Below are 22,872 nucleotides of genomic sequence, written 5' to 3' on the forward strand. Positions count from 1 at the left end.
ACCAGCATAACTCAAACCAGCAACTCATCCAGCCCTTTCGTGCGGCTAAAAGAGAATACACAATGCCACAATGGCAGCGGAAACTCCCCGCGCACCCAATAGAACCTTTCCGCCAAGCCCAAAAATTCAGTACACTGTATCCCTGTTTTTATTAAGGCGTAAAGCTATGTCACTGGGTTCCTGGGATCCAAAGATCGAAGCACGGAGCACCGAGCTCTTGTTAGAGTCTGACCTCCTACGCCGCCTCATCGCTTATAGCCATGAGGAACAGTTAGCGCAGCTCGAGCAACTACTGAACGCGAACGACAAGCAACGTTTAGCGGGACTGATGAAAATAGACCCTCTCATTTGGCAAACCGCCGCCGAGCCCTTGCTGGAAAATGACCTGTTGCATCTGATTCGCTTTTTCGCCGTGGCCGAGAACCTGCCCGGGTGGGAGGCTGGAGCCACGTCTCCGGTAATCCCGCTGGCTAAAATCCTGCGCCAGCGGGGCGTGCGCCTAGACAAGTCCCTGCTAAAGTGGCTTCGCGAGGTCAACGACAACCGCTACCTGCCCTACGGCCCGCTTTAACCGTTCACTCTGATTTAGCTTTTTCAAACGCCGCCATGCTCTCGTCAGTGGCCGAAGTCTGGTATTTCAGCTTCCACTGATCATATGGCATACCATACACACGCTCTCTGGCCTTGTCATAATCCACCTCCAGTCCGGCGTCGTCGGCTGCTGCCATATACCACTTGGACAGGCAATTACGACAAAAACCCGCGAGGTTCATCAGGTCGATATTCTGTGCATCCTTGCGGCTGTCCAAATGGGCTAGCAGACGACGAAATACCGCCGCCTCAATTTTGTCTGAATCGTCCATTTTTCTCTCACTCCCTTTACATAATGCCGCTGACTAAACGGGCATATATTCGCCACCATTAACATCCAGTGCTGCACCCGTCACGACGCTAGCGTAATCCGAGCCGAAGAACATAGCGGCCTTGGCGCACTCGCCGTCATCGGGAATAATCCCCAACGGAATACTGCGAGTAACGTCCTTGATCAACTCGTCCTGACTCTTACCAGTCGCCTTGGCCTGCCAGGAAAAATAACCCTCCACACTCGGCCCCCACATCCACCCCATATGGCAACTGTTCACTCGAATATTGTACTTCCCCAGCTCCAATGCCAGATGCTTAGTGGCACAACGCAACGCGGCCTTGGATGAGCCGTAACCGGCCTGAGTCGCCAATGGCTTGTGTTCCACCATAGTGGCAATCATGACTATGGCACCACCGCCACTTTCTTTCATATGCGGGACACAGGCTTGCGTAAGATGCATCGTGCCGAAAAAGTTGACGTCCATGGCGCGCCGCCAGCCGTCCATACTCGCTTCTTCGATCGGCTCAAAACTGCCGGGGTCATACGCACTGTTGAACAGCACATCGATACGCCCAAACTCTTTTGCGACGCGGTCTGCTAATGCCAGACACTGCGCCGGATCGGAAATATCAGTAGGCACTTTGAGGACAGCTGTTCCCAGACCCAGGTTAAGTATCTCCTGCTCCGCGACATCAAGTTTTGCTTGAGTGCGCGCTGCCAACACCACCGCTGAAGCGCCTTCTTTTGCAGCGAGTGTCGATAACTCCTGACCAAGGCCGGGGCCAATTCCGGAAACAATGACCACTTTGTCTTTCATTAACATACTGAGTTTCTCCTATATTTAGAGCATTGATAACACTGAATAGACACATTCGATGAAAGAGCTGAACAAGGATTCAAGAATACGCTAACGCAACACCTTCACCACCTAATGCGTCGCGCAATTCCTGCAATAATTCATCACTGGGCACGACTTGCCAGCCAACGCCCAACCTAATACGCGCCGAATTGTGCGGTTGTCGGTAAATCAACGACACCGGACAACTGCCTCCGCGGGCGCTCGCGAGCGTTTTCTCCAACAGATCAGCAAACTGATCATTCATCTTCTCAGCGCTTATCTCGATTGTCAGCTCTGAAACCTTACTCTGTCTGGCTTCAGCAAGACTGCGCAAGCTATTGGCACGCATTGCCAGCTTTCCCGTTTTTTCATCAACGGATATCCGCCCTTCTGCTATCACTATCGTATCTTTTATTAGCAATTGCCGAAACTCGGAAAACGCCTCAGAAAATAACGTTACCTCAATCTGAGCACTACTGTCATCGAGGGTAATCACCCCCATGGCACCGCGCCGACTGTTCATAGAGCGGGTCGCCATAATGAGTCCAACGACAACCTGGTTACCCTGTTTGCCTCGAGTGTTAGCACTAAGATCGGCAATGCGGTTAGGCGCGAACTTACGCACTTCCGCCCTGTATTCATCAATAGGGTGCCCAGTAATGTAGAGCCCCAATGTATCGCGTTCGCCGCCCAGGCGCTCTTTGTCCGACCACGTGCGAGCCGCGCGAAAATCAGCATAGACATCATTGCTACCATTAAGCTGGCTTGGCACCACTTCCCCGAACAGGTCGTTCATACAGTTATCACGATTGCTGGCGCTCTGCTCAGCCGCTTTCAGAGCATCGTCCAGAGCCGCCATCAGCGTCCAGCGCTCCACGTTCAGTGAATCGAGGGCACCCGAGCGAATCATCGCTTCGAGAGCACGCCGATTGACCTTGCGCGGATCTGTGCGAGCACAAAAATCAAACAAATCAGAAAACGGACCACCCTCATTGCGTGCCTGCAAAATACAATCAACAGGCCCCGCACCCAATCCCTTGATAGCACCAAGGCCATAGATAATGTCGTCGCTCGTATTTACCGTAAACATATACTGCCCTTCATTGACGTCAGGCAGTTTCAATACGAGCTTCATACGCTTGCACTCGTCGACAAACACCACGATCTTGTCAGTGTTATCCATTTCTGAGCTCATCACTGCAGCCATAAAGTACGCCGAGTAGTGCGTTTTCAACCAGGCGGTCTGGTAGGACACTAGGGCATAGGCAGCGGAGTGAGACTTGTTGAAGCCATAGCCGGCAAATTTTTCCACCAAATCGAAAATCTTAATCGCGAGACCGCCATTTATACCCTTCGCTGCGGCACCCTCTTCAAATATCTCGCGCTGCCTTTCCATCTCTTTGGGATCTTTCTTTCCCATGGCACGACGCAACATATCGGCACCACCGAGCGTGTAACCTGCAAGTACCTGGGCGATCTGCATTACCTGTTCTTGGTAGAGAATAACACCGTAGGTGGGCTGCAGAATGGGCTGTAACCATTCATGTTGGTACTGGGCGTCCGGGTAGGAGATTTTTTCACGGCCTTGCTTGCGATTGACGAAATTATCGACCATACCGGACTGCAATGGGCCGGGTCGAAACAGTGCCAACAGCGCCACAATATCTTCGAAACAATCAGGTTGCAGCCGTTCGATCAACTCTTTCATACCCCGAGATTCCAGCTGGAAAACGGCTGTAGTCTCTCCAGACCGGAGCAGCTCAAAGCTGCGCATATCGTCCAGAGGTATTTGCAAGATCTCCAGTGGCAACTCCCCTGCCCGCGCTCGAGCAGGGTTAATCATTTTTACTGCCCAATCGATGATGGTCAAAGTGCGCAGACCGAGGAAGTCGAACTTCACCAGACCCGCGTCTTCCACATCACCCTTGTCGAACTGTGTGACCAGACCCGAACCACTCTCGTCACAGTAAAGAGGTGAAAAATCAGTGAGCTTTGAAGGTGCAATAACCACGCCGCCGGCGTGTTTGCCCACGTTTTTCACCACGCCTTCGAGTTGTTCAGCCATATCCCAGATTTCTTGGGCCTGCTCATCCTCCTGTAAAAACTCGCGCAAAGGTTCCTCTTGCTCCAGAGCCTTGGCCAGGGTAATGCCCACCTCAAAGGGAATCATCTTGGACAACTTGTCTGCCAGTCCGTACGACTTACCCTGAACGCGGGCCACGTCGCGTACCACGGCCTTGGCTGCCATGGTCCCGAACGTAATAATCTGTGAAACAGCCTCCCGTCCATACGTTTCGGCCACATAATCAATGACTCGGTCGCGTTTTTCCATACAGAAGTCCACGTCGAAATCCGGCATGGAAACACGCTCGGGATTCAAAAAACGCTCGAACAGCAACTCATACTCAAGGGGGTCGAGATCAGTAATCTCCAACGCGTACGCCACAAGCGACCCTGCACCTGAGCCTCGACCCGGACCGACTGGAATGTCGTTATTCTTAGCCCATCGAATGAAGTCCATCACGATAAGAAAATAGCCCGGGAAGCCCATCTGGATAATGGTATCCAGCTCGAATTCAAGACGATCGCGATAGGTTTGCTGTGTCTGTTGAAAATCGGGCGCACTAGCATCAAACAAAGCCTGCAGCCGCAAATCTAAACCTTGGTGCGACTGCTGCCGGAAAAACTCATCCATGGTCAGGTCATCGGGCACCGGATAATCGGGCAAGTAAGGTTTACCCAACTCCAGTACCACGTTACAGCGGCGTGCAATCTCTACACTGTTCGCCAGAGCTTCAGGAATATCCGCGAACAGCTCCACCATCTCCTGCGTGGAACGCAAATACTGCTGCTCGGTATAATGACGCGGCCGCCGAGGATCATCCAGCGTACGACCCTCGCGAACACAGACTCGTGTCTCGTGTGCTTCAAACTCCTGAGCATCAAGAAAACGGACATCGTTGGTCGCTACCACGGGACACTGCAGACCTTGAGCCAGTTTTACCGCAGCATGCAGGTGGGTCTCATCGCCCTCTCGACCAGTACGGTGCAACTCGAGATAAAAGCGCTGGGGATACAATTGCATCCAATAGCTCGCTCGCTCTAGCGCGAGCGCGGCTCTTTCACCCAATAGTGCCTGCCCCACGTCCCCAGCCGCGCCAACTGACAGCGCAATTACCCCCTCCGTGGTCTCTTCAAGCCAGCGCTTACTGACATAGGGCAACCCCAGATACTGGCCCTCGGTATAGGCTCGTGAAATCAACAACGTAAGATTGTGATAGCCCGCCTGATTCATCGCCAACAGGCACAACGGATAGGCCCGCTCTGGGTCATCCGCATCCATCACCATCAGGTCTACCCCAAAGATAGGCTGGACACCTGCGGCAATTGCGGCTTTGTGGAACTTGATCAGACCGTAGAAATTACACACGTCGGTAACGGCCACCGCGGGCATAGCCAGTTCTGCAACCCTCCCTATCAGGGATTTTATGCGAACCAGGCCGTCGACCAGGGAGTACTCAGTGTGCAGGCGTAAGTGGACAAACTCAGTCATGAAATGATTCTATACGGCTTGCTGCAAATGTTGTACAAAAGCTAGCATGCAGCCAGTATTTTTTTTACCGGAGCGAAGCTGCGGCGATGAACCGGCGTCACACCGAGGGTCTTCAGAGCCTGTAAATGCATCACTGTGGGGTACCCTTTGTGAGCAGCAAATCCATAGCCCGGATACACCCTATCCAGAGCAATCAGAGCATTGTCTCTATGAACCTTCGCCAGAATTGAGGCAGCGGCAATCGCCGGCACTCTGTCGTCTCCTCCAACCACTGCTTCCGAGGCATAGTGCCAACGGGGTAGCCGATTACCATCCACCAGAATGTATTCAGGCTGGGGCTGAAGCGTCTGAACCGCGCGATGCATCGCTAAAAGAGAAGCCTGCAGGATGTTCATCTCATCGATTTCGGCCACACTGGCACTGGCAATCGACCAGCCCAGAGCTCGAGACCTGATCAACTGGGCCAGCTCCTCCCTGCGTGCAGCGGTCAGTTTCTTTGAATCGCGCAGCCCCTCTATTGGCTGCTGTGGATCCAAAATGACGGCGGCCGCTACCACGTCACCGGCGAGTGGCCCACGGCCCACTTCGTCTACGCCCGCCAAAGCGGAGCCTTTGTAGCTACTTTCAAAAAGATCTTTCATCCCGACTCACCGAAGGCTGACTCTGTGCCATCTCGCGCTAGCGATCCGCGCAAAGTATTGTGGCGCTGGCTGCCAGCTCACCCTCTACGTCAGAACTTACATCGAACTTCCAAATTCCGCGACGCTGTGAAACGACAGTAGCCCGCAACATCACCCGATCCCCGGGCACACAGGGACGCTTAAAACGGAGCTTATCTGCGCCAGCAAAGTAATACGTCGAACCATCGTCGTTAGTCTTACCTTGACTATAAAAACCTAAAATTCCGGCCGCCTGAGCCATCGCTTCAAGCAGCAATACACCGGGGAATATGGGATTGTCTGGAAAGTGTCCGTCAAAATAGGGTTCGTTGATACTGAGGTTCTTGTAAGCAACAATGAACTCGCCCGCTTTCAGTTCCACCACGCGATCAACCAGTAAGAATGGGGAGCGATGCGGCAGATGCCTGCGAATATCCGTAATGTCCATCATCTTGAGTATAGCGCCGGAAACTGTCGGATTTCATCGATACCGAGGTTAGTCCGGCGCCCAGAACGCCTGTTAGTCCGCCGAAAGTTGGTTCAACTTGTCCGTTAGCTGCGCAGTAATGCTATAACTGGGCTCAGCATGGATTACCGCGTTACGCTGCAGCAAAAGACCAATACCGTCTTTCTCAATAATTTCGCGCAACACTTCTTGCACCTTTGGCGCCATCTGCTCCAGCAGTGCCTGGCCGGCCGACTGTTCAGCCTGCTGCAATTTCCCAGTCACATGGTCAAGATCGTCCTGCATACTACTCAGTTGCTTCTGGGCCGCAATCTTCTGGTCCTGACTCATCACCGCTGCGTCTTTCTGGAACGTCTTGAGTAGCGCTTCGCCCTCAGCCTGAAGCTTTTCATACTCTGCTTTGTTTTTCTTAAATTCTTCCTCGTTCCTAATTTCATCAACACGCTTCTGGGCAACATCCGTTTGCAGAATAGCGCCTTGCACATCAACCACGGCTATTTTGCCCTGAGTCCAACCAAGGGTCGGCATCGACAGTGCCAGCACAGCAAGTGAAAATTTAAATAATCTAGACACATTCTTCTCCAAAAATTAACAACAGAAAATCAGAAACCACGACCCAAAGTGAATTGAAAGACCTCTTCCTCGTCAAAGTCGCCAGAATTTATCGGCTTGGCAAGACTGAAAGACATAGGACCAAACCCCGTGACCCAGGTCAAACCTATGCCTACTGAATAGCGCAGTTCACCGAAGTCAACGTCATTGCAGCTCTGCTGCAATGGCCCGCAATCGGTATCAAACACATTACCCGCATCTAGGAAAAAAGAAGTGCGCAACTGGCTTTGATCCTTGATAAACGGGAGTGGGAACAACAACTCAGCACCGCCCTCGATCAGCACATTACCGCCAAAGGGGTCATTATCGTTATCAATCACTCCATACGACAGCTGTCCGTCACTGGCGACATACCCGAATTCATTCCCGTCGGGGCCACCAATTTGCGTCGGATTGCCTTCATCATCTATTTCAGTAACGGGCTGCACCACTCGGTATTGTTCCGCCGGTGTACTGCGTGGTCCCAGGGTATTGCTCTCGTAACCTCTTACTGAGCCAAAGCCGCCAGCGAAATAGTTTTCATAGAAGGGCAACCCAGTAGTATTACCGTAACCATCGCCATAACCTAGCTCCGTGCGCAGGCGGAGTGTCCAAGTATTCAGAAACGGCACCGGATAGAATACCTGAGCTTCATAGGTCAATTTGTAGAATTCAAGGTCGGAGATTTCTGGCGCAGACACTTCCAAAGCCAAGGTCTGCGATGCCCCCCGCGTCGCCATACGGCCTCGATTCAATGTCGACTCGGTCCAACTGGCGGTCATGGTCCAGTTTAGGAACTCATCACCATTTTCATCGAGAAATCCGGGGCCAGAGGGCGGAGCAACCTGATAGCTAGGCGGCAAGTCGCTCAGAGTATCCAGCACCTCAATGCCACTGTATGTACCATCACCATTATTAGTACTTTGGAACCAGCTATAATTTTCATCCAGTCGAGGGCTGGCTCGAATTTCCTGCACAGCATACTGCCCCGTACTAATATCTGTATTCGCCACGCCAAAACTGAATCCGAGGCGGGCTGTTTCCTTGATAGGATAGCCAAAGTTAACAGCGCCACCAAACGTGTTAGTGCTGTAGTTCGCAATATTGACTTCACTGAGGTCAGTGGAGCGATAGAATATATTAAAACCACGGCTCACCCCATCCTCTGTATAATAAGGATTGGTGTAACTGAAATTATAGACATCCTGATAACGGGAGGCGTTCAGGCCGATGCCAACTCGCTTGCCTGTTCCCATGAAATTATCCTGCTGCAGGTTAAGGCCATAAATAATGCCTGCATCCTGTGCATAACCTACGCTTGCGCCAATACTTCCAGAGGACTGCTCCTCTACAGTGTACGTCACATCGATCAGGTCGTCCTGCCCCGCTACGCCTGGCGTCTCCACGACGGCCCTGCTGAAGTAGCCCAGACGCTGCAGGCGGACGCGTGATTGTTCAATCTTAGCCGCGGAGGCAGGCGCACTCTCCATCTGACGCATCTCACGGCGCAGCACGTTATCTGCTGTTTTTAGGTTACCCTTGAAATTAATTCTACGCACATAGGTGCGCTTACCTGGATCGACAAAAAATTTCATGGCGACCGTATTGTCTTCGTCGTTGACATCAGGAATACCGGTGACCTTGGCAAAATTGTAACCCTCATCACCTAAACGGCGAGTCAAGTACTCCTCGGTGGAAGTCACCATCTGCTGGGAAAAAATCTGCCCGTCGGCAATGAGTAAAAATCTGCTCAAATCAGACGCAGGCAGCACCAGGTCTCCCGACAGTTCCACCGAACTAATAGTGAACTTTTCGCCCTCGGTGATATTGGCAGTGATGTAGACCTCTTTTTTGTCTGGAGAAACTGACACTTGCGTGGAATCAATACGGAACTCTAGGTAGCCCCTGTCCATGTAGTAGGACGTCAAACCCTCCAGATCGCCGGTCAGCTTTTCTTTTGAGTACTTATCGTCATTGGTAAAGAAGGAGAGCCAACCGGTAGTGTGCAGTTCGAACACGTCACTCAGCTGATCCTCGGTAAAAACTTTATTGCCGACCACGTTGATATGTTTGATGGATGCGACAGTACCTTCGTCAACATCAATACTCACGGTCACTCGATTGCGTGGCTCAGGTATCACTTCAGTTTCGATAGTGGCGTCATATCTGCCCTGAAGCACATACTGTCTTTGTAGCTCCAGTTGCATACCTTCCAAGGTGGAACGTCGAAAAACCTGACCCACTGAGAGACCGGCCCCTTTCAATCCTTCCAGAAGTGCTTCCGTTTCAATCGCCTTATTCCCTTCGATATTGATCTCGCTGATACTGGGGCGTTCGGTCACAATGATCACCAAAACATTGCCGTCCTGACCAATATTAATATCGTCGAAGTTGCCCGTGGCAAACAGGCTGCGCGTTGCAGCTCGGATCATGGGTTCGTCGACAACGTCACCCACACCCACCGGCAGTGCAGCGAATACGGTCCCAGCTGAAATACGCTGTAAGCCCTCCACTCGAATATCTGAGATGACGAAACTATCGGCAGCAACCCAAGGTGCAATCAATACCAGCACCAAAATGAGCGCTTTAGCCGCTTGTTTATTCAAAATGCATCCAATCACCGAATGTTCGCCCCAATTTGGAGAAGTCCAAAATCTGTTATTCCCATAGCCTTTGACTAAAGGCGAGTGAAATCATTATACAGCGCCAGCATCATTATCCCCAAGACCATAAACAATCCAAGCTGATACCCCATAGCTTGTATCTTCTCAGGTACTGGTCGCCCCGCCAATAGCTCAACCGTATAAAACAACAAATGCCCCCCATCCAGCACTGGAATAGGCAGCAAATTCAATATCCCCAGACTGATACTCAGCAACGCGATGAAGCTGATGTAGGACTCCAGTCCGGATTTAGCCGAAGCGGTGGCCACTTTAGCAATGGTGATAGGTCCACTCAAGTTTTTTGATGAGATTAAGCCCGTCAACATCTTCTTGATGGATTTCAGGGTAAACACTGACAATTCACCCGTTCGAACGAGGCTGGCGCCAAGGGCCGCTAGCGGTCCCCGCGGATAACTCCTCACCATCTCTGGCGGCATGTCGGGAATTGCGACAGCAACACCGACACGGCCAATATCTTCACCGTTTTCATCGGCGATACGTTGGGGCACTATAGTGGCCTGCAAAAACTCGCCATCACGCTCGTAATCTAGCTCGATTGCCTGTTCAGGGCGCGCCCGAACATAATCGACCCAATCTCCCCACAGCGGCATAGCCACACCATCCACTCGCAATACCTTATCTCCGGGAACCAAACCTATGGCCGCAGCCGGACTCTTGGGTACCACTTCGCCTACTATCGCAGGAACGTCCGGTATGTACAGGCGAAGACCCAAGCCCGCATAAATATCGGGTTGCTCCTGATCCGACAGCCACCGATGAATAGTCGCCTCAGACTCATAGATCACATCAGAATCGGGATACTTCACCGCAAATTTAATAGTGCCGCTATCGCCTATGCGATCAAGTAAGCGGAGACTGAGCGCCTGCCATGTCGGCGTTTCACTACCGTCGACAGCCACAATTTCCTGGTCGGGTTCCAGGCCTGCCACCGCCGCCACTGAACCCTGCTCAACCTCACCGATAATCGGCACATAGCCTGTTTCTCCGGCCATGAACAGAAACCAGTAGGCGACTACCGCCAGCAGTAGATTGGCTAGGGGGCCTGCGACGACTACAGCGATACGCTGTAAGACCGGTTTGCGATTAAACGCCCGATGCAGTTCTGAATCGGGAACCTCTCCCTCACGCTCGTCGAGCATTTTGACGTAGCCGCCCAAGGGTATCGCTGCAATACTATACTCAGTGCCTTGACTATCACGCCAGCTATAGAGCGATGTGCCAAAGCCTATGGAAAAGCGCAACACCTGCACCCCGCAACGCCGCGCCACCCAGAAATGGCCAAACTCGTGAATCGCCACTAAAATTGCGAGGGTGCCAAGGGTTAAGCCAATGGTGTAGAGAAGCTCCATCAGACTCGTTTCGATGTGCTAGTAAAGCGCTGCAAATCAGCCAAGGCACCCAATGCGCATTCTCTTGCCTGGGCATCGGCATCTTCGGCCACAGACAACGTAGTCACTTCAACAATATTCACGCGCTCCAACGTTCGCTCAATGATCACGGCGATATCTGTAAAACGAATTTTTTTATCCAGAAATGCTGCTACAGCAACTTCATTAGACGCATTACACACAGCCATAGCCGTGCCGCCGACTGCGACAGATTCCCGTGCTAGGCGCAAGCAAGGAAAACGCGTTTCATCTGGAGCCTCAAAATCGAGACGGGCTGTGGCAACAAGATCAAGCGGGCCCACTCCTGACGCTAGACGCTCAGGCCAACCTAGCCCATACGCAATGGCGGTACGCATATCTGGATTGCCCATCTGCGCCAACACCGAGCCATCCAGGTATTGGACCATAGAGTGGACAACACTCTGGGGATGAACCACCACCTCCACTCGCTCAGGTTGCAAGTCAAAAATCCAACACGCTTCAATAAATTCCAGGCCCTTGTTCATCAAGGTCGCAGAATCAACAGAAATTTTGCGCCCCATGGACCAATTGGGATGAGCACACGCTTGGTCCGGTGTGGCCTCAGTCATTTGCTCATAACTCCAGCGGCGAAAGGGTCCACCAGAGGCCGTCAACAGCACTTTACTGACACCCTTGTGGCCTGGTGTCGCCTGGTCGTCGACCGGCAGACACTGAAAAATTGCATTGTGCTCACTGTCAATGGGCAACAATCGGGCCCCCGCTTCACGCACCGCCTGCATCAGCAAATGCCCTCCCATTACCAGCGATTCTTTGTTTGCCAATAATAGAGTTTTTCCCGCCCGCGCGGCCGCCAGCGTGGAAGGCAAGCCCGCCGCACCCACAATAGCCGCCATCACCACGTCAACTTCTGGCGCCGTAACCACATCCGCTAAGCCGCTCTCTCCGTGCTTTACTTCAGTGGCACATTCCGCGGGCAACTGTTGCCGCAGCAAAGTCGCTGCCGCCTCATCCATCATAACCGCGTAGCGAGGTGCAAACGCCAAGCACTGGGCCAGCATGGCATCCACCGATGAATTTGCCGCCAGTGCGTAAACCTCAAAACGACTTGGATGCCGGGCTATCACGTCGAGAGTATTGATCCCAATAGACCCGGTGGAGCCCAGTACGCTGACCCTACGTTTGATGTTAGCCATAGCTACCAGCCCACCAGTAGCAAGCCCATTGCAAACACCGGCGCTGCACCACACAAACTGTCTAAACGATCCAATACCCCACCATGACCTGGCAGGAGACTACCGCTGTCCTTGACACCACTTTCGCGTTTGACCATGCTCACGGTAAGATCACCAATCACCGAGGCGAGTGCGGTAATGACTGTCACCACCACTACCGACGCCAATCCAATATTTGCAGCGTGACTTGGCAACAGGCTCCACAGCACTACTGCCAGCAGCGCACAGGCTGCCAAGCCTCCCCAGAACCCTTCCCAAGTCTTGGACGGGCTGACCAACACAGCCAGCTTGTGCTTACCAAAACACCTACCAGTAAAATATGCGCCTATATCTGCCGTCGCTGTCACCAGCACCATGGCCACCATTAATACTCCCCCCTCGGGAAAACTGAGCAGGTAGACAGAAGACATCCAGCCCGGCACAAGAATCAGCATACCCATAACGCTGCGCATCGCCACGCTGCGCCAAAGAACTGCACTAGTAGGGAAACCCTTGACCCATAGCAACGCGAACGACCACCACAGGCAGGCAAGTCCAAGCAAAGGCTGCACCTCACTCCGCAGCGGAACACCACCCAACTGACAGTAAACGTAAACAATGCCCAACGCTGAGAGTATCATTAACACGTATATAGCCCGCGCAACCGGATGTTCCCAACCGGACAGTCTTGACCATTCCCACGCGCCCAAACCAACAAGAATGGCAAGCAACAGGGCCAGCAATGGCAACGGGAAATAGGCGATGGCCGCACAAAATAATCCAGCCATTATCAGAGCGGTAAAGACTCTCTGCCTAAGCATTATAACGGAGGCCTGCAAACAGATCATCAGGCTCTCTGATACCGAAACGACGTTCGCGCCGGCTGTATTCGTCAAGGGCGCACGCAAATTCAAACTCTGTAAAATCGGGCCACAGAATATCGGTAAAATACAGTTCGGTGTAGGCAAACTGCCACAACATAAAATTACTGATGCGAAAGTCGCCGCCTGTGCGGATACATAAATCCGGTCGCGGCAATTCACTAATGGACATATTATGATCCATTAACTCGGGCGTAATATCCTCTGGCTGCAAGCTTCCGGCCTGAACCTGTCGAGCCAGGGCCTGAGCTGCCTGAGTAATATCCCACTGGCCACCGTAATCTACTGCGATCACTATGGTCGCACTCGTATTGTTGCGAGTCAGGTCCTCAGACTCTTGCATAAGTTTCTGCTGTCGCTGACTAAAACGCCCCCGCTTGCCAATAAACCGCACGCGAATTCCATCTTTGTGTAATTCTTTCACTTCGTTGCGCAGATAACGGGACAAAAGCGCCAGCAAAGCGCGCACCTCGGGCAAGGGACGACCCCAGTTTTCACTACTAAATGCGAACAGTGTCAGTACTTCAACCCCATGATGCTTGCAAGCACGCATCACTCCCCGCACCGCCTCCACTCCTGCGCGATGGCCTTTAGGACCGCTCATACCTCTGCGTTTTCCCCAGCGGTTATTACCATCCATAATAATAGCCACGTGGCGCGGAATTACTGGGGGCGCACCGTATTCTGAAGCAGTTACGTTATAGCGATTAGACACTGGCAGGCTCTATATTTCCATTAGATCGGCTTCTTTATCACCTAAAAGCTTTTCAACTTTGGCGATGAAACTGTCAGTCAACTTTTGCACCTCATCCTGTCCTCGACGTTCGTCATCTTCACTAATGTCTTTTTCCTTGACCAGCTCCTTAAGCATGGCCATGGCGTCGCGCCTGGCATTGCGCATCGAAACTCGCGCTGACTCAGCCCCTTGTTTGGCCTGCCGAAAAAAACCCTTGCGGGTTTCCTCCGTTAGCATCGGCATGGGTATGCGGATCACCTCTCCGGCCGTGACAGGATTGAGACCCAGGTCGGATTTGTAGATGGCCTTTTCAACGGCAGGAATCATAGTCCTGTCCCACACTGTGAGTATCAGTGTGCGGGCATCTTCCACGTTAACATTAGCAACTTGATTGAGTGGCGTATCCGATCCGTAGTACTCAAGCCTCAATCCATCCAACAAGCTAGGGTGAGCTCGCCCTGTGCGAATCTTGTTAAAATGATTAGACAGCGCGTCGAGACTCTTTCCCATGCGATCCCTAGCTTCGTCTTTGATATCATTAACCATACTACTCCTCCTACCTAGGCCACACTACTCGATCAATGTGCCTTCGTGGCCGCCCCTGACAATATTCAGCAGCGCCCCGGGCTTTTCCATTTTAAATACCCGCACCGGCATTTTGTGGTCTCGGCACAAGCAAATAGCGGTCAAATCCATAACCTCCAACTTCTTTTCCAATACTTCATCGTAGCTAAGACGCTCGTACTTCACCGCATCGGGTACTTTCATCGGATCGGCAGAATACACACCGTCGACCTTTGTCGCCTTCAGCACCAGTTCGGCATCCATCTCAATCGCGCGCAGGCAGGCCGCAGAATCAGTTGTAAAAAAGGGGTTGCCCGTGCCTGCAGAAAAGATCACAACATCGCCATTCATAAGTGCTCGAATGGCCTTGCGACGATCATAGTGGTCTACAACACCAGTCATCGGTATAGCCGACATAGCTTGCGTGGCAATATTGGAACGCTCAAGCGCATCTCGCATCGCCAGCGCATTCATCACCGTGGCCAGCATACCCATATGGTCTCCGGTCACCCTGTCCAGTCCAGCTTTCTGCAGAGCGGCACCACGAAACAGATTGCCTCCTCCAACGACGAGACCCACCTGTACTCCGATGCCCACTAACTGGCCGATAGCCAACGCCATCGAATCTAGAACTTTCGGGTCTATCCCGAAGCTTTCACTACCGGTAAGTGCCTCGCCACTGAGCTTGAGCAGTATCCGCTTATATTTTTTTTCAGTCACCAACTGGGGCATAAAAGTCCCTCCAAAAGCTGACATGCATACTACAGGACATCAGGCCAAGTCCCTAGTGGCTGGGGCGATATTTCTGGCTCTTTTAGCGTTTACACGCATGTGCGCCACTCAGTGAGACAACTTGACTTATAGCGCTGCCCAGGCAAATTTCGACCACAAAAAAGGGGCCGAAGCCCCATTTTTCAACCTGTTGCTAACTCGCTCAACCGTTGAGCTGTGCCGCAACCTCTTCAGCAAAGTCCACTTTATCGACTTGTATACCTTCGCCGACCTCAAAACGAACAAACGAAATCACTTCTGCTCCAGCGTCGGAAACCAACTGGCCTACAGTCATATCAGGATTCTTGACGAACGACTGCTCAAGCAGACTATTTTCCGCCAGAAACTTTTTGACGCGACCACCGATCATTTTTTCGATGATTTCGTCAGGCTTACCCGACTCCTGAGCCTGCGCCCTAAAAATTTCTTTTTCCTTTGCCACTAGCTCTTCAGGCATATCCGCTGCAGAGACTACCTGCGGATTAACTGCCGCCACATGCATGGCCACATCCTTGGCTAGATCCTGATCGCCACCCTTGAGCTTCACCAATACTGCGATACGATTGTTACTGTGCACATAAAAACCGACAACACCTGAATCAGCGTCGATCAACTCAATACGGCGCACACCAATATTTTCACCAATCTTCTGCACCAGTGCTGCGCGAGTCGCCTCCAACTCCCCAGACATCAAAGCTGCAACATCCGACTGCCTGGCGTCAAAAGCAGCATCAACAACACTTTTGACAAAGGCCAAGAAGCTTTCATCTCGCGCCACAAAATCAGTCTCACTGTTCACTTCTATCAACACGCCAAAGCCACCGTCGTCGGCCACGCGGGCGGATACAACGCCATCAGCTGCAGTGCGACCGGCCTTCTTAGCCGCTTTCATACCACTTGACTTACGCAGTTCCTCAATCGCCAATTCAACGTCGCCGCCGACACTAGCAAGTGCCCTTTTACACTCCAAAAGGCCCAGACCTGTGCGCTCGCGTAATTCTTTTACCAGTGCTGCTGACATTGGTACTTCTCCTCTTAAAAACCCAAAAACCATGTTCCTTGAAACGAAAACCCCCGGCAGCCTCACCAGGGGAAATAAAACTCTCTGACCAAAAAGCCAGAGACGATATCAATCACTTACGCTGCGGGCTCCGAGCTTTCTTCAACTACAGCTGCCTCAACTGCAGCTTCCGCCTCAACTACAGCTTCCGCCGCAACTACTTCCTCAACTTCACCTGCATCCCCGGCAACGGGCTGTGCTTCAATGTCGACCGCCACAGCTTCTTCTTCAACAAATTCATTGGCTGCCGTTGCCGCTTCTCCGGACTCAACCTTGGCCTGAATGCAAGCATCAGCCACCGCCGTCACATACAACCTAACGGCACGAGTCGCATCATCATTGCCGGGAATAATGTAATCCACTCCATCGGGGTTGCTATTGGTATCAACAATACCAATGACGGGAATACCCAACTTATTCGCTTCGGTAATAGCGATGCGCTCGTGGTCTACGTCGACAACAAACAGAGCATCGGGCAAACCACCCATATCCTTGATACCACCAATACTGCGCTCGAGTTTTTCCATGTCCCGGGTTCGCATCAAAGCTTCTTTCTTGGTCAAGCTCTCAAACGTGCCGTCACCCTGCTGGGCTTCCAGATCACGTAAGCGCTTGATTGAGGCCCGAATTGTTTTGTAGTTGGTCAACATCCCACCCAACCAGCGATGGTTGACATAGGGCATACCGGCGAGTTGAGCTTGCTCTTTTATGACTTTTCCAGCAGCGCGCTTGGTTCCAACGAACAAGATCTTGTTCTTGTTAGCGACCAGTCGCATAACCATTTCCAGCGCATCGTTAAAGGCTGGGACGGTATATTCAAGATTAATAATATGGATTTTATTGCGAGCACCGAAGATGTACTGGTCCATTTTAGGATTCCAGTAGCGGGTCTGGTGACCGAAGTGCGCACCTGCTTGAAGCAGTTCGCGCATACTAACTTGCACTTGAGACATAATAAATTACCTTGTATGGGTTAATCCTCCACATATCCCTGCAACCAAACCTACTGAGCCTTATAAGGCCAGACGGCACCCTGGTACAGGTGTTGATATGTGTGCGACGTTTAGGTTTCTATTTACTTACTCTTAATCCACGGTCCTGATCTATCCCATGCGGTTTAGGTTACAGCACCCCCGAAAAGAGGCGCGCTTTATACCATAACAAGGCCATGGATAAAAGAACTTTGCCTCACAGCGACACCGTGACATTACTCATTTGCACTTCGAATAGGGTAGAATGTCGCCGCGTAAGCGCGAAAATTACGTGCATGCCACCCATTTTTTTAATATATATCAATAGGTTACTGATGAGTGCATCAATCAAAACAGCGGGTGAGATAGAAAAAATGCGCATCGCGGGTCGCCTCGCCGCAGAAACTCTCGAAATGATTTTACCGCACGTTCAGGTGGGCGTTACCACCGGCGAGCTGGACCGCATTTGTCACGAGCATATAACTCAGGTCCAGCAAGCTATTCCCGCGCCACTGAATTACCACGGATTCCCGCGTTCCATCTGCACTTCAATTAACGATGTGGTGTGTCACGGTATTCCTTCTGATACAAAAAAATTAAAAAATGGCGATATCGTCAATATTGATGTCACCGTCATCAAAGACGAATACCACGGTGACACCAGCATTATGGTGCAGGTAGGTGACGTGGCCACCCATGCTAGTCGACTAATAGACGTTACCCAAGAATGCCTGTACAAAGCTATCGAGCTGGTTAAACCCGGTACAACACTGGGGGATATCGGCCACGTCATCCAGCAATATGCGGAAAAGAACTACTACTCGGTTGTTAGGGAATACTGCGGCCACGGTATCGGCAAGGTGTTTCACGAAGATCCACAGGTCTTGCACTATGGGCGCAAGGGCACCGGACTGGTACTCGAACCCGGAATGACATTTACTATTGAGCCCATGATCAATGCGGGCCGGCGGGACACCCGCTTAAACAAGACCGATGGATGGACGGTCACCACACTGGATGGTCGATTGTCAGCCCAGTGGGAACATACTCTATGTGTTACCGATGATGGCTGTGAGGTACTCACGCGTCGCAGCAACGAAGCAAGGCTGGGCGCATAGTGAACCCACCCATGCTGTTACCAGCAGACATGTTTGATGCAGCCCTTTTCAAAGTAAAGCTCGATAGCGAAAATGAAATCCAATGCTGCAAAGCCGCTATCGCCAGCACCACACAATACCTACATCAACAATTTCTCTCAGGGGCTCACGCTAGGGATCTCATTCGCCAGCGTGCTGTCTTCGTCGACACACTGCTGGGCATCCTGTGGGACCGTCAGAACTGGGAGCCATCGGAATTAGCTATGGTCGCTGTGGGCGGTTATGGGCGCGGCGAACTGCATCCACACTCTGATGTAGATCTACTATTCCTCCTCGGGGACAACGGCGAAGACTGCAAGGATGTACTCTCTGGCTTCCTGACCGTGCTGTGGGATATTGGCCTCAACATTGGACACAGTGTTCGCGACGTGACCGATTGTGTCGAGCAGGCCGCGGGCGACATCACCATACTGACCAACCTGATGGAGGCCCGCCTTATCCGTGGGCCCGAATATTTGATGCAACAGGTGCGCGAACTAACAGGTCCGGACAAAATGTGGTCAAGCCAGAACTTTTTTCAGGCCAAGTTGCAAGAACAGACAACCCGACATACCAAGTTCGCAGATACCGAGTACAACCTGGAACCCAATGTCAAAAGCTCTCCGGGAGGGTTACGTGACCTGCAGATCATCGGCTGGATTGCCGAGCGCCACTTCGGTGTGGAATCTCTGGAGAAGATTACAGCGGAAGAATTTCTGAACCCTGAAGAGATGGCTATTCTAACGACGGGACGAGATTTTATGTGGCAGGTGCGCTACGCACTGCACATGATTACAAACCGCGAAGAGGACCGACTGCTGTTCGACCACCAGCGTGAAATTGCAGCTCTGTGGGGCTTAAAAGACGGCGACAAGCTGGCAGTAGAGCAATTCATGCAAACTTACTATCGCTGGGCCTTGGCCCTTGGGCAACTGAACGAGGTTTTGATCCAGAACTTTGATCAGGCAATCCTGCGCCAAAATATGGAAGATGACATTAGCACCCTTAACGATCGTTTCCACGTTCGTAACGGCTATATCGAGGCCAGCAGCAGCGATCTTTTTAGCAAGCATCCCCAAGCACTGCTGGAGGTATTCCTACTGTGCGGCACCCACGAAGAAATTACAGGTATCGCCGCTCCCACGATACGCCTGATACGTGACAGCCGATCATCAATAGACGACACCTTTAGGGCCGACAAACACAACAAACAAACCTTCCTGGAAATTTTGCGCAGCCCTCACGAATTGACATCGCAACTGCGTCGCATGACTCGCTACGGCATCCTGGGCGACTACCTGCCTGAATTCGGTCGCATCATGGGTCAGATGCAACACGATCTGTTCCACACTTACACGGTTGATGCGCATACTCTGGAGGTAATCAAGAACACGCGACGCTTCCGGATTCCCGATGCTGAGGACAGGTTTCCAGTGTCCAGTCGAGTGGCAAGGCGACTGCGCAAGATTGAGTTATTGTATATCGCCGCCCTATATCACGATATCGGAAAAGGGCGTGGCGGTGATCATTCAGATTTGGGAGCAGTCGATGCCGAACGCTTCTGTCGAGAGCATGGACTCGATCAAAAGGATACTGAATTGGTCGTGTGGCTGGTGCGCAACCATCTGCTTATGTCGGCCGTGTCGCAACGCAAGGACATATCAGACCCAGAGGTCATCCAGCAATTCGCAGAACATGTCGGTGACGAGGAGCATTTGGACTATCTATTTACGCTGACGGTGGCGGACATTAATGGCACCAATCCGACCTTATGGAACGCCTGGCGCGGCAGCCTACTGCGTCAGCTCTACACTGAGACAAGACGGGCCCTGCGCCGTGGGCTGGATAACCCCATCGACAAGGAGGCCGTGGTCGCTAAGGCTCGCGAAGCATCTGCGGAAATACTGGAAGGCCGTGGGTTTACATTGGAGGAACTCACCGAGTTATGGCAGGGTCGCACAGAAGATTATTTCCTCAGAGAGCGTAGTGAAGATATCGCATGGCATACCGAGGCCATCGCGGGCCACTTGGAATGCGATGTCCCGCTCGTGCTGGCCCGCAATAGTGTGGAGTCGAGTGTTGCCAACACCACACAAATTTTTATTCATGCTCGTAGTAACGCCAAGCTGTTCTCCAGCATCTGTGCCAGTCTGGAACAGCTTGATCTGAGCGTACATGACGCCAGGATATATAATGCTAACGATGGCATGAGTCTGGACACTTTCTTCGTTCTCGATTCCGACGGCCAACCCATCGCAGAAGATGGAGCACGACTGGCACACATCAAGGAACATCTCAGCAAAAATCTGGCCAATATCTCCGAAGAGTTAACACATCCTAATTGGCACACGCCCAGAAAAATGAAATCCTTCGTCGTCCCCACCGAGACCAGTATGTCCCTAGATGAGGTCAAGAACGTCTCTGTGCTGGAAGTCTCCACCCCTGACAGACCTGGCCTGCTGGCCCACCTGGGCAGAATTTTCATGTCGTTCAATGTCGAGCTGCAAGCAGTCAAAATCCAAACCTTGGGGGAGCGAGTGGAAGACGTGTTTTTCATCACCGATGATCAACAACAAGCTCTCACAGACCCAAAATTGTGCAACGCGCTACAACGCACGATTTGCGACGAGCTAGACGAACAGGCTGCAAGCTGAAAAACTGATGAACCCTTATTTACAGCACCTTCAGCCCTACCCTTTTGCAAAACTGGATCAGCTATTCAGTGACCTGACGCCCGCCGCCGAAAAAACACGCATCGCATTGTCGATTGGGGAACCGCAACACGAGTCGCCCGCCTTTGTTCTCAAAGCAGTCTCAGATAACCTGCACCGACTTGCCAACTACCCCTCAAGTGCGGGACTGCCTGAACTGCGAAGCACAATTGCCCTCTGGTTAAAGCGCCGCTACGGGTTAACTGATGTTGATCCCGACACGCAAGTCCTCCCTGTGAGCGGAACTCGGGAAGCATTATTTTCTTTCGCCCAAGCGGTAGTCACGGCGAGCCCAACAACGCTGGTCATGAGCCCCAATCCCTTTTACCAGATTTACGAAGGAGCAGCGTTGCTAGCAGGGGCCACGCCGCACTTTATCAACTGCACTGAGGAGTTCGGACTGTTGCCCGACTTCAGTAGTGTGACAGAACAACAGTGGCGGCGATGCCAGCTGCTCTATCTGTGCAACCCTGGCAACCCCACGGGCGCTCTCATGTCTCTTGAACAACTCCAGCACGTCATCCGACTGGCTCAGGAACACGACTTTGTCATCGCCAGTGATGAATGCTACTCAGAAATTTATTTTGATGAAGAATCCCCACCGCCGGGTCTACTGCAGGCCTGTGCTGCAATGGGCAACAGCGACTATCGCAACTGCGTGGTCTTTCACAGCCTGTCTAAGCGCTCCAACCTACCCGGCCTCCGTTCGGGTTTTGTGGCTGGAGATGCCCGAATACTGCGTGGCTTCCTTCAGTATCGAACCTATCACGGCTGTGCTATGCCGATACACCACCAGCTTGGCAGCATCGCAGCCTGGAGCGATGAACAACATGTCAAAACCAACCGACAGCAATACCGTGACAAGTTTGCAGCCGTTCTGGCAGAGCTAGAAGGCCATCTTCCTGTGGCGGCACCGGACGCAGGCTTTTATCTATGGCCACAAACGCCCATCAGCGATACTGAGTTCGCTCGTCAACTCTACGCCGAAGAGAATGTCATCGTATTACCAGGCCGCTTTCTCGCCAGGGAGTCGGCTGGCATCAACCCTGGAGAAAATAGGGTGCGCATGGCTCTCGTGGCCACCATCGAGGACTGTGTCGAAGCCGCCCAGCGCATTGTTCACCGCCTAGAAAAGTTCTAGGCTCAGTAACGTGCTGAAAGCTGAACGTGTCAAATATATCCTACAACGCCTGCAGGAATTGTACCCAGAAACACCGGTCCCACTGGATCATAGTGACCCCTTCACACTGCTCATTGCAGTGCTTTTGAGCGCACAGTGTACCGACAAACGCGTGAACACAATAACGCCTGCTCTGTTCAAGCTAGCTGACAATCCGGCAGACATGGCGACCAAAAGCGCAGAGCAGATCAGAGAGATCATACGGCCGTGTGGCCTGTCACCACAAAAATCCAAAGCCATTCAGCGCTTGAGTGAAATGCTGCTTGAAGAACACGGTGGTGAAGTGCCCGCCCACATGGAGGCACTTGAGCGCCTGCCCGGCGTCGGGCACAAGACTGCCAGTGTCGTTATGTCTCAGGCCTTTGGCGTACCGGCATTTCCCGTGGACACACATATACATCGGTTGGGGCAGCGCTGGGGGCTGACTAGCGGCAAAAATGTCGTGCAGACAGAGAGAGATTTGAAGCGGCTATTCCCACAAAAGTACTGGAACCGCCTTCATCTGCAGATCATTTTTTATGGCCGAGAATATTGCTCAGCGCGCAGCTGCGATGGGCGAGTATGCGAAATATGCCGTGTCTGTTACCCACAGCGAAAACACCCAAAGAAAACCCTCAAGGCTTGA

General features: G+C 52.2%; 19 protein-coding genes and 1 pseudogene. 5 read left to right on the forward strand and 15 right to left on the reverse strand.

Features of this window, described 5'->3' with window-relative positions; genetic code table 11:
* Positions 1-166: 166 nt before the first annotated feature.
* Positions 167-571, forward strand: a complete 405-nt coding sequence (locus ABXT62_RS11875) for a hypothetical protein (protein ID WP_415355501.1) — start codon at positions 167-169, stop codon at positions 569-571.
* Between the two features lie 4 nt (positions 572-575).
* On the opposite strand, the gene ABXT62_RS11880 is transcribed toward ABXT62_RS11875, so the two are convergent.
* The 15 genes and pseudogenes from ABXT62_RS11880 to rpsB form a co-directional block, all read right to left on the reverse strand.
* On the reverse strand, positions 576-863 hold the full coding sequence (locus tag ABXT62_RS11880; RefSeq protein ID WP_415355502.1) for a DUF1244 domain-containing protein: 288 nt from the start codon (positions 861-863) through the stop codon (positions 576-578).
* A gap of 33 nt (positions 864-896) precedes the next feature.
* Positions 897-1,688 carry an SDR family oxidoreductase gene (locus tag ABXT62_RS11885; RefSeq protein WP_415355503.1) on the reverse strand — a complete coding sequence of 264 codons (792 nt, stop codon included), beginning with the start codon at positions 1,686-1,688 and terminating at the stop codon, positions 897-899.
* Positions 1,689-1,761: 73 nt separating this feature from the next.
* Complete coding sequence (dnaE, locus tag ABXT62_RS11890; protein ID WP_415355504.1) at positions 1,762-5,256, reverse strand: DNA polymerase III subunit alpha; 3,495 nt, start codon at positions 5,254-5,256, stop codon at positions 1,762-1,764.
* A gap of 41 nt (positions 5,257-5,297) precedes the next feature.
* Positions 5,298-5,897, reverse strand: coding sequence for a ribonuclease HII (rnhB, locus tag ABXT62_RS11895; protein WP_415355505.1), 600 nt, complete (start codon positions 5,895-5,897; stop codon positions 5,298-5,300).
* Between the two features lie 37 nt (positions 5,898-5,934).
* On the reverse strand, positions 5,935-6,366 hold the full coding sequence (gene fabZ, locus ABXT62_RS11900) for a 3-hydroxyacyl-ACP dehydratase FabZ (protein ID WP_415355506.1): 432 nt from the start codon (positions 6,364-6,366) through the stop codon (positions 5,935-5,937).
* A 69-nt stretch (positions 6,367-6,435) separates the two neighbouring features.
* Positions 6,436-6,954, reverse strand: a complete 519-nt coding sequence (locus tag ABXT62_RS11905) for an OmpH family outer membrane protein (protein WP_415355507.1) — start codon at positions 6,952-6,954, stop codon at positions 6,436-6,438.
* 29 nt (positions 6,955-6,983) lie between these two features.
* On the reverse strand, positions 6,984-9,545 hold the full coding sequence (gene bamA, locus ABXT62_RS11910; protein WP_415358208.1) for an outer membrane protein assembly factor BamA: 2,562 nt from the start codon (positions 9,543-9,545) through the stop codon (positions 6,984-6,986).
* Between the two features lie 104 nt (positions 9,546-9,649).
* Positions 9,650-11,005 (reverse strand): RIP metalloprotease RseP, encoded by a 1,356-nt coding sequence (rseP, locus tag ABXT62_RS11915; protein ID WP_415355508.1) that lies wholly within the window; start codon positions 11,003-11,005, stop codon positions 9,650-9,652.
* Entirely contained in the window at positions 11,005-12,219 is a 1,215-nt protein-coding gene (gene ispC / locus ABXT62_RS11920) for a 1-deoxy-D-xylulose-5-phosphate reductoisomerase (RefSeq protein WP_415355509.1), read from the reverse strand. The genes rseP and ispC overlap by 1 nt, the downstream gene beginning before the upstream one ends.
* A gap of 2 nt (positions 12,220-12,221) precedes the next feature.
* Positions 12,222-13,058, reverse strand: coding sequence for a phosphatidate cytidylyltransferase (locus ABXT62_RS11925; RefSeq protein ID WP_415355510.1), 837 nt, complete (start codon positions 13,056-13,058; stop codon positions 12,222-12,224).
* The gene (gene uppS / locus ABXT62_RS11930; RefSeq protein ID WP_415358209.1) at positions 13,051-13,782 is read right to left on the reverse strand and encodes a polyprenyl diphosphate synthase; all 732 of its coding nucleotides are present in this window, start codon (positions 13,780-13,782) and stop codon (positions 13,051-13,053) included. The genes ABXT62_RS11925 and uppS overlap by 8 nt, the downstream gene beginning before the upstream one ends.
* Before the next feature lie 60 nt (positions 13,783-13,842).
* Positions 13,843-14,400, reverse strand: coding sequence for a ribosome recycling factor (frr, locus tag ABXT62_RS11935; protein WP_415355511.1), 558 nt, complete (start codon positions 14,398-14,400; stop codon positions 13,843-13,845).
* Between the two features lie 24 nt (positions 14,401-14,424).
* On the reverse strand, positions 14,425-15,150 hold the full coding sequence (pyrH, locus tag ABXT62_RS11940; protein ID WP_415355512.1) for a UMP kinase: 726 nt from the start codon (positions 15,148-15,150) through the stop codon (positions 14,425-14,427).
* A gap of 202 nt (positions 15,151-15,352) precedes the next feature.
* Positions 15,353-16,210 (reverse strand): translation elongation factor Ts, encoded by an 858-nt coding sequence (gene tsf, locus ABXT62_RS11945; protein WP_415355513.1) that lies wholly within the window; start codon positions 16,208-16,210, stop codon positions 15,353-15,355.
* Positions 16,211-16,467: 257 nt separating this feature from the next.
* Positions 16,468-17,202, reverse strand: a pseudogene (gene rpsB / locus ABXT62_RS11950) (30S ribosomal protein S2); the annotation flags it as partial.
* 353 nt (positions 17,203-17,555) lie between these two features.
* Between rpsB and map the strand changes: the two are divergent.
* From map to nth, 4 genes are read left to right on the forward strand one after another with little or no spacing between them, the layout of a single operon-like run.
* Positions 17,556-18,338: a type I methionyl aminopeptidase gene (gene map, locus ABXT62_RS11955; RefSeq protein ID WP_415355514.1), complete on the forward strand. Its 783-nt coding sequence runs from the start codon at positions 17,556-17,558 to the stop codon at positions 18,336-18,338.
* An 11-nt stretch (positions 18,339-18,349) separates the two neighbouring features.
* On the forward strand, positions 18,350-21,010 hold the full coding sequence (gene glnD / locus ABXT62_RS11960; protein ID WP_415355515.1) for a [protein-PII] uridylyltransferase: 2,661 nt from the start codon (positions 18,350-18,352) through the stop codon (positions 21,008-21,010).
* A gap of 7 nt (positions 21,011-21,017) precedes the next feature.
* Complete coding sequence (gene dapC, locus ABXT62_RS11965) at positions 21,018-22,208, forward strand: succinyldiaminopimelate transaminase (RefSeq protein ID WP_415355516.1); 1,191 nt, start codon at positions 21,018-21,020, stop codon at positions 22,206-22,208.
* A 10-nt stretch (positions 22,209-22,218) separates the two neighbouring features.
* Positions 22,219-22,872: an endonuclease III gene (gene nth / locus ABXT62_RS11970; protein WP_415355517.1), complete on the forward strand. Its 654-nt coding sequence runs from the start codon at positions 22,219-22,221 to the stop codon at positions 22,870-22,872.

The sequence above is a fragment of the Halioglobus sp. Uisw_031 genome (assembly GCF_047729875.1).
Lineage (GTDB): Bacteria > Pseudomonadota > Gammaproteobacteria > Pseudomonadales > Halieaceae > Marimicrobium.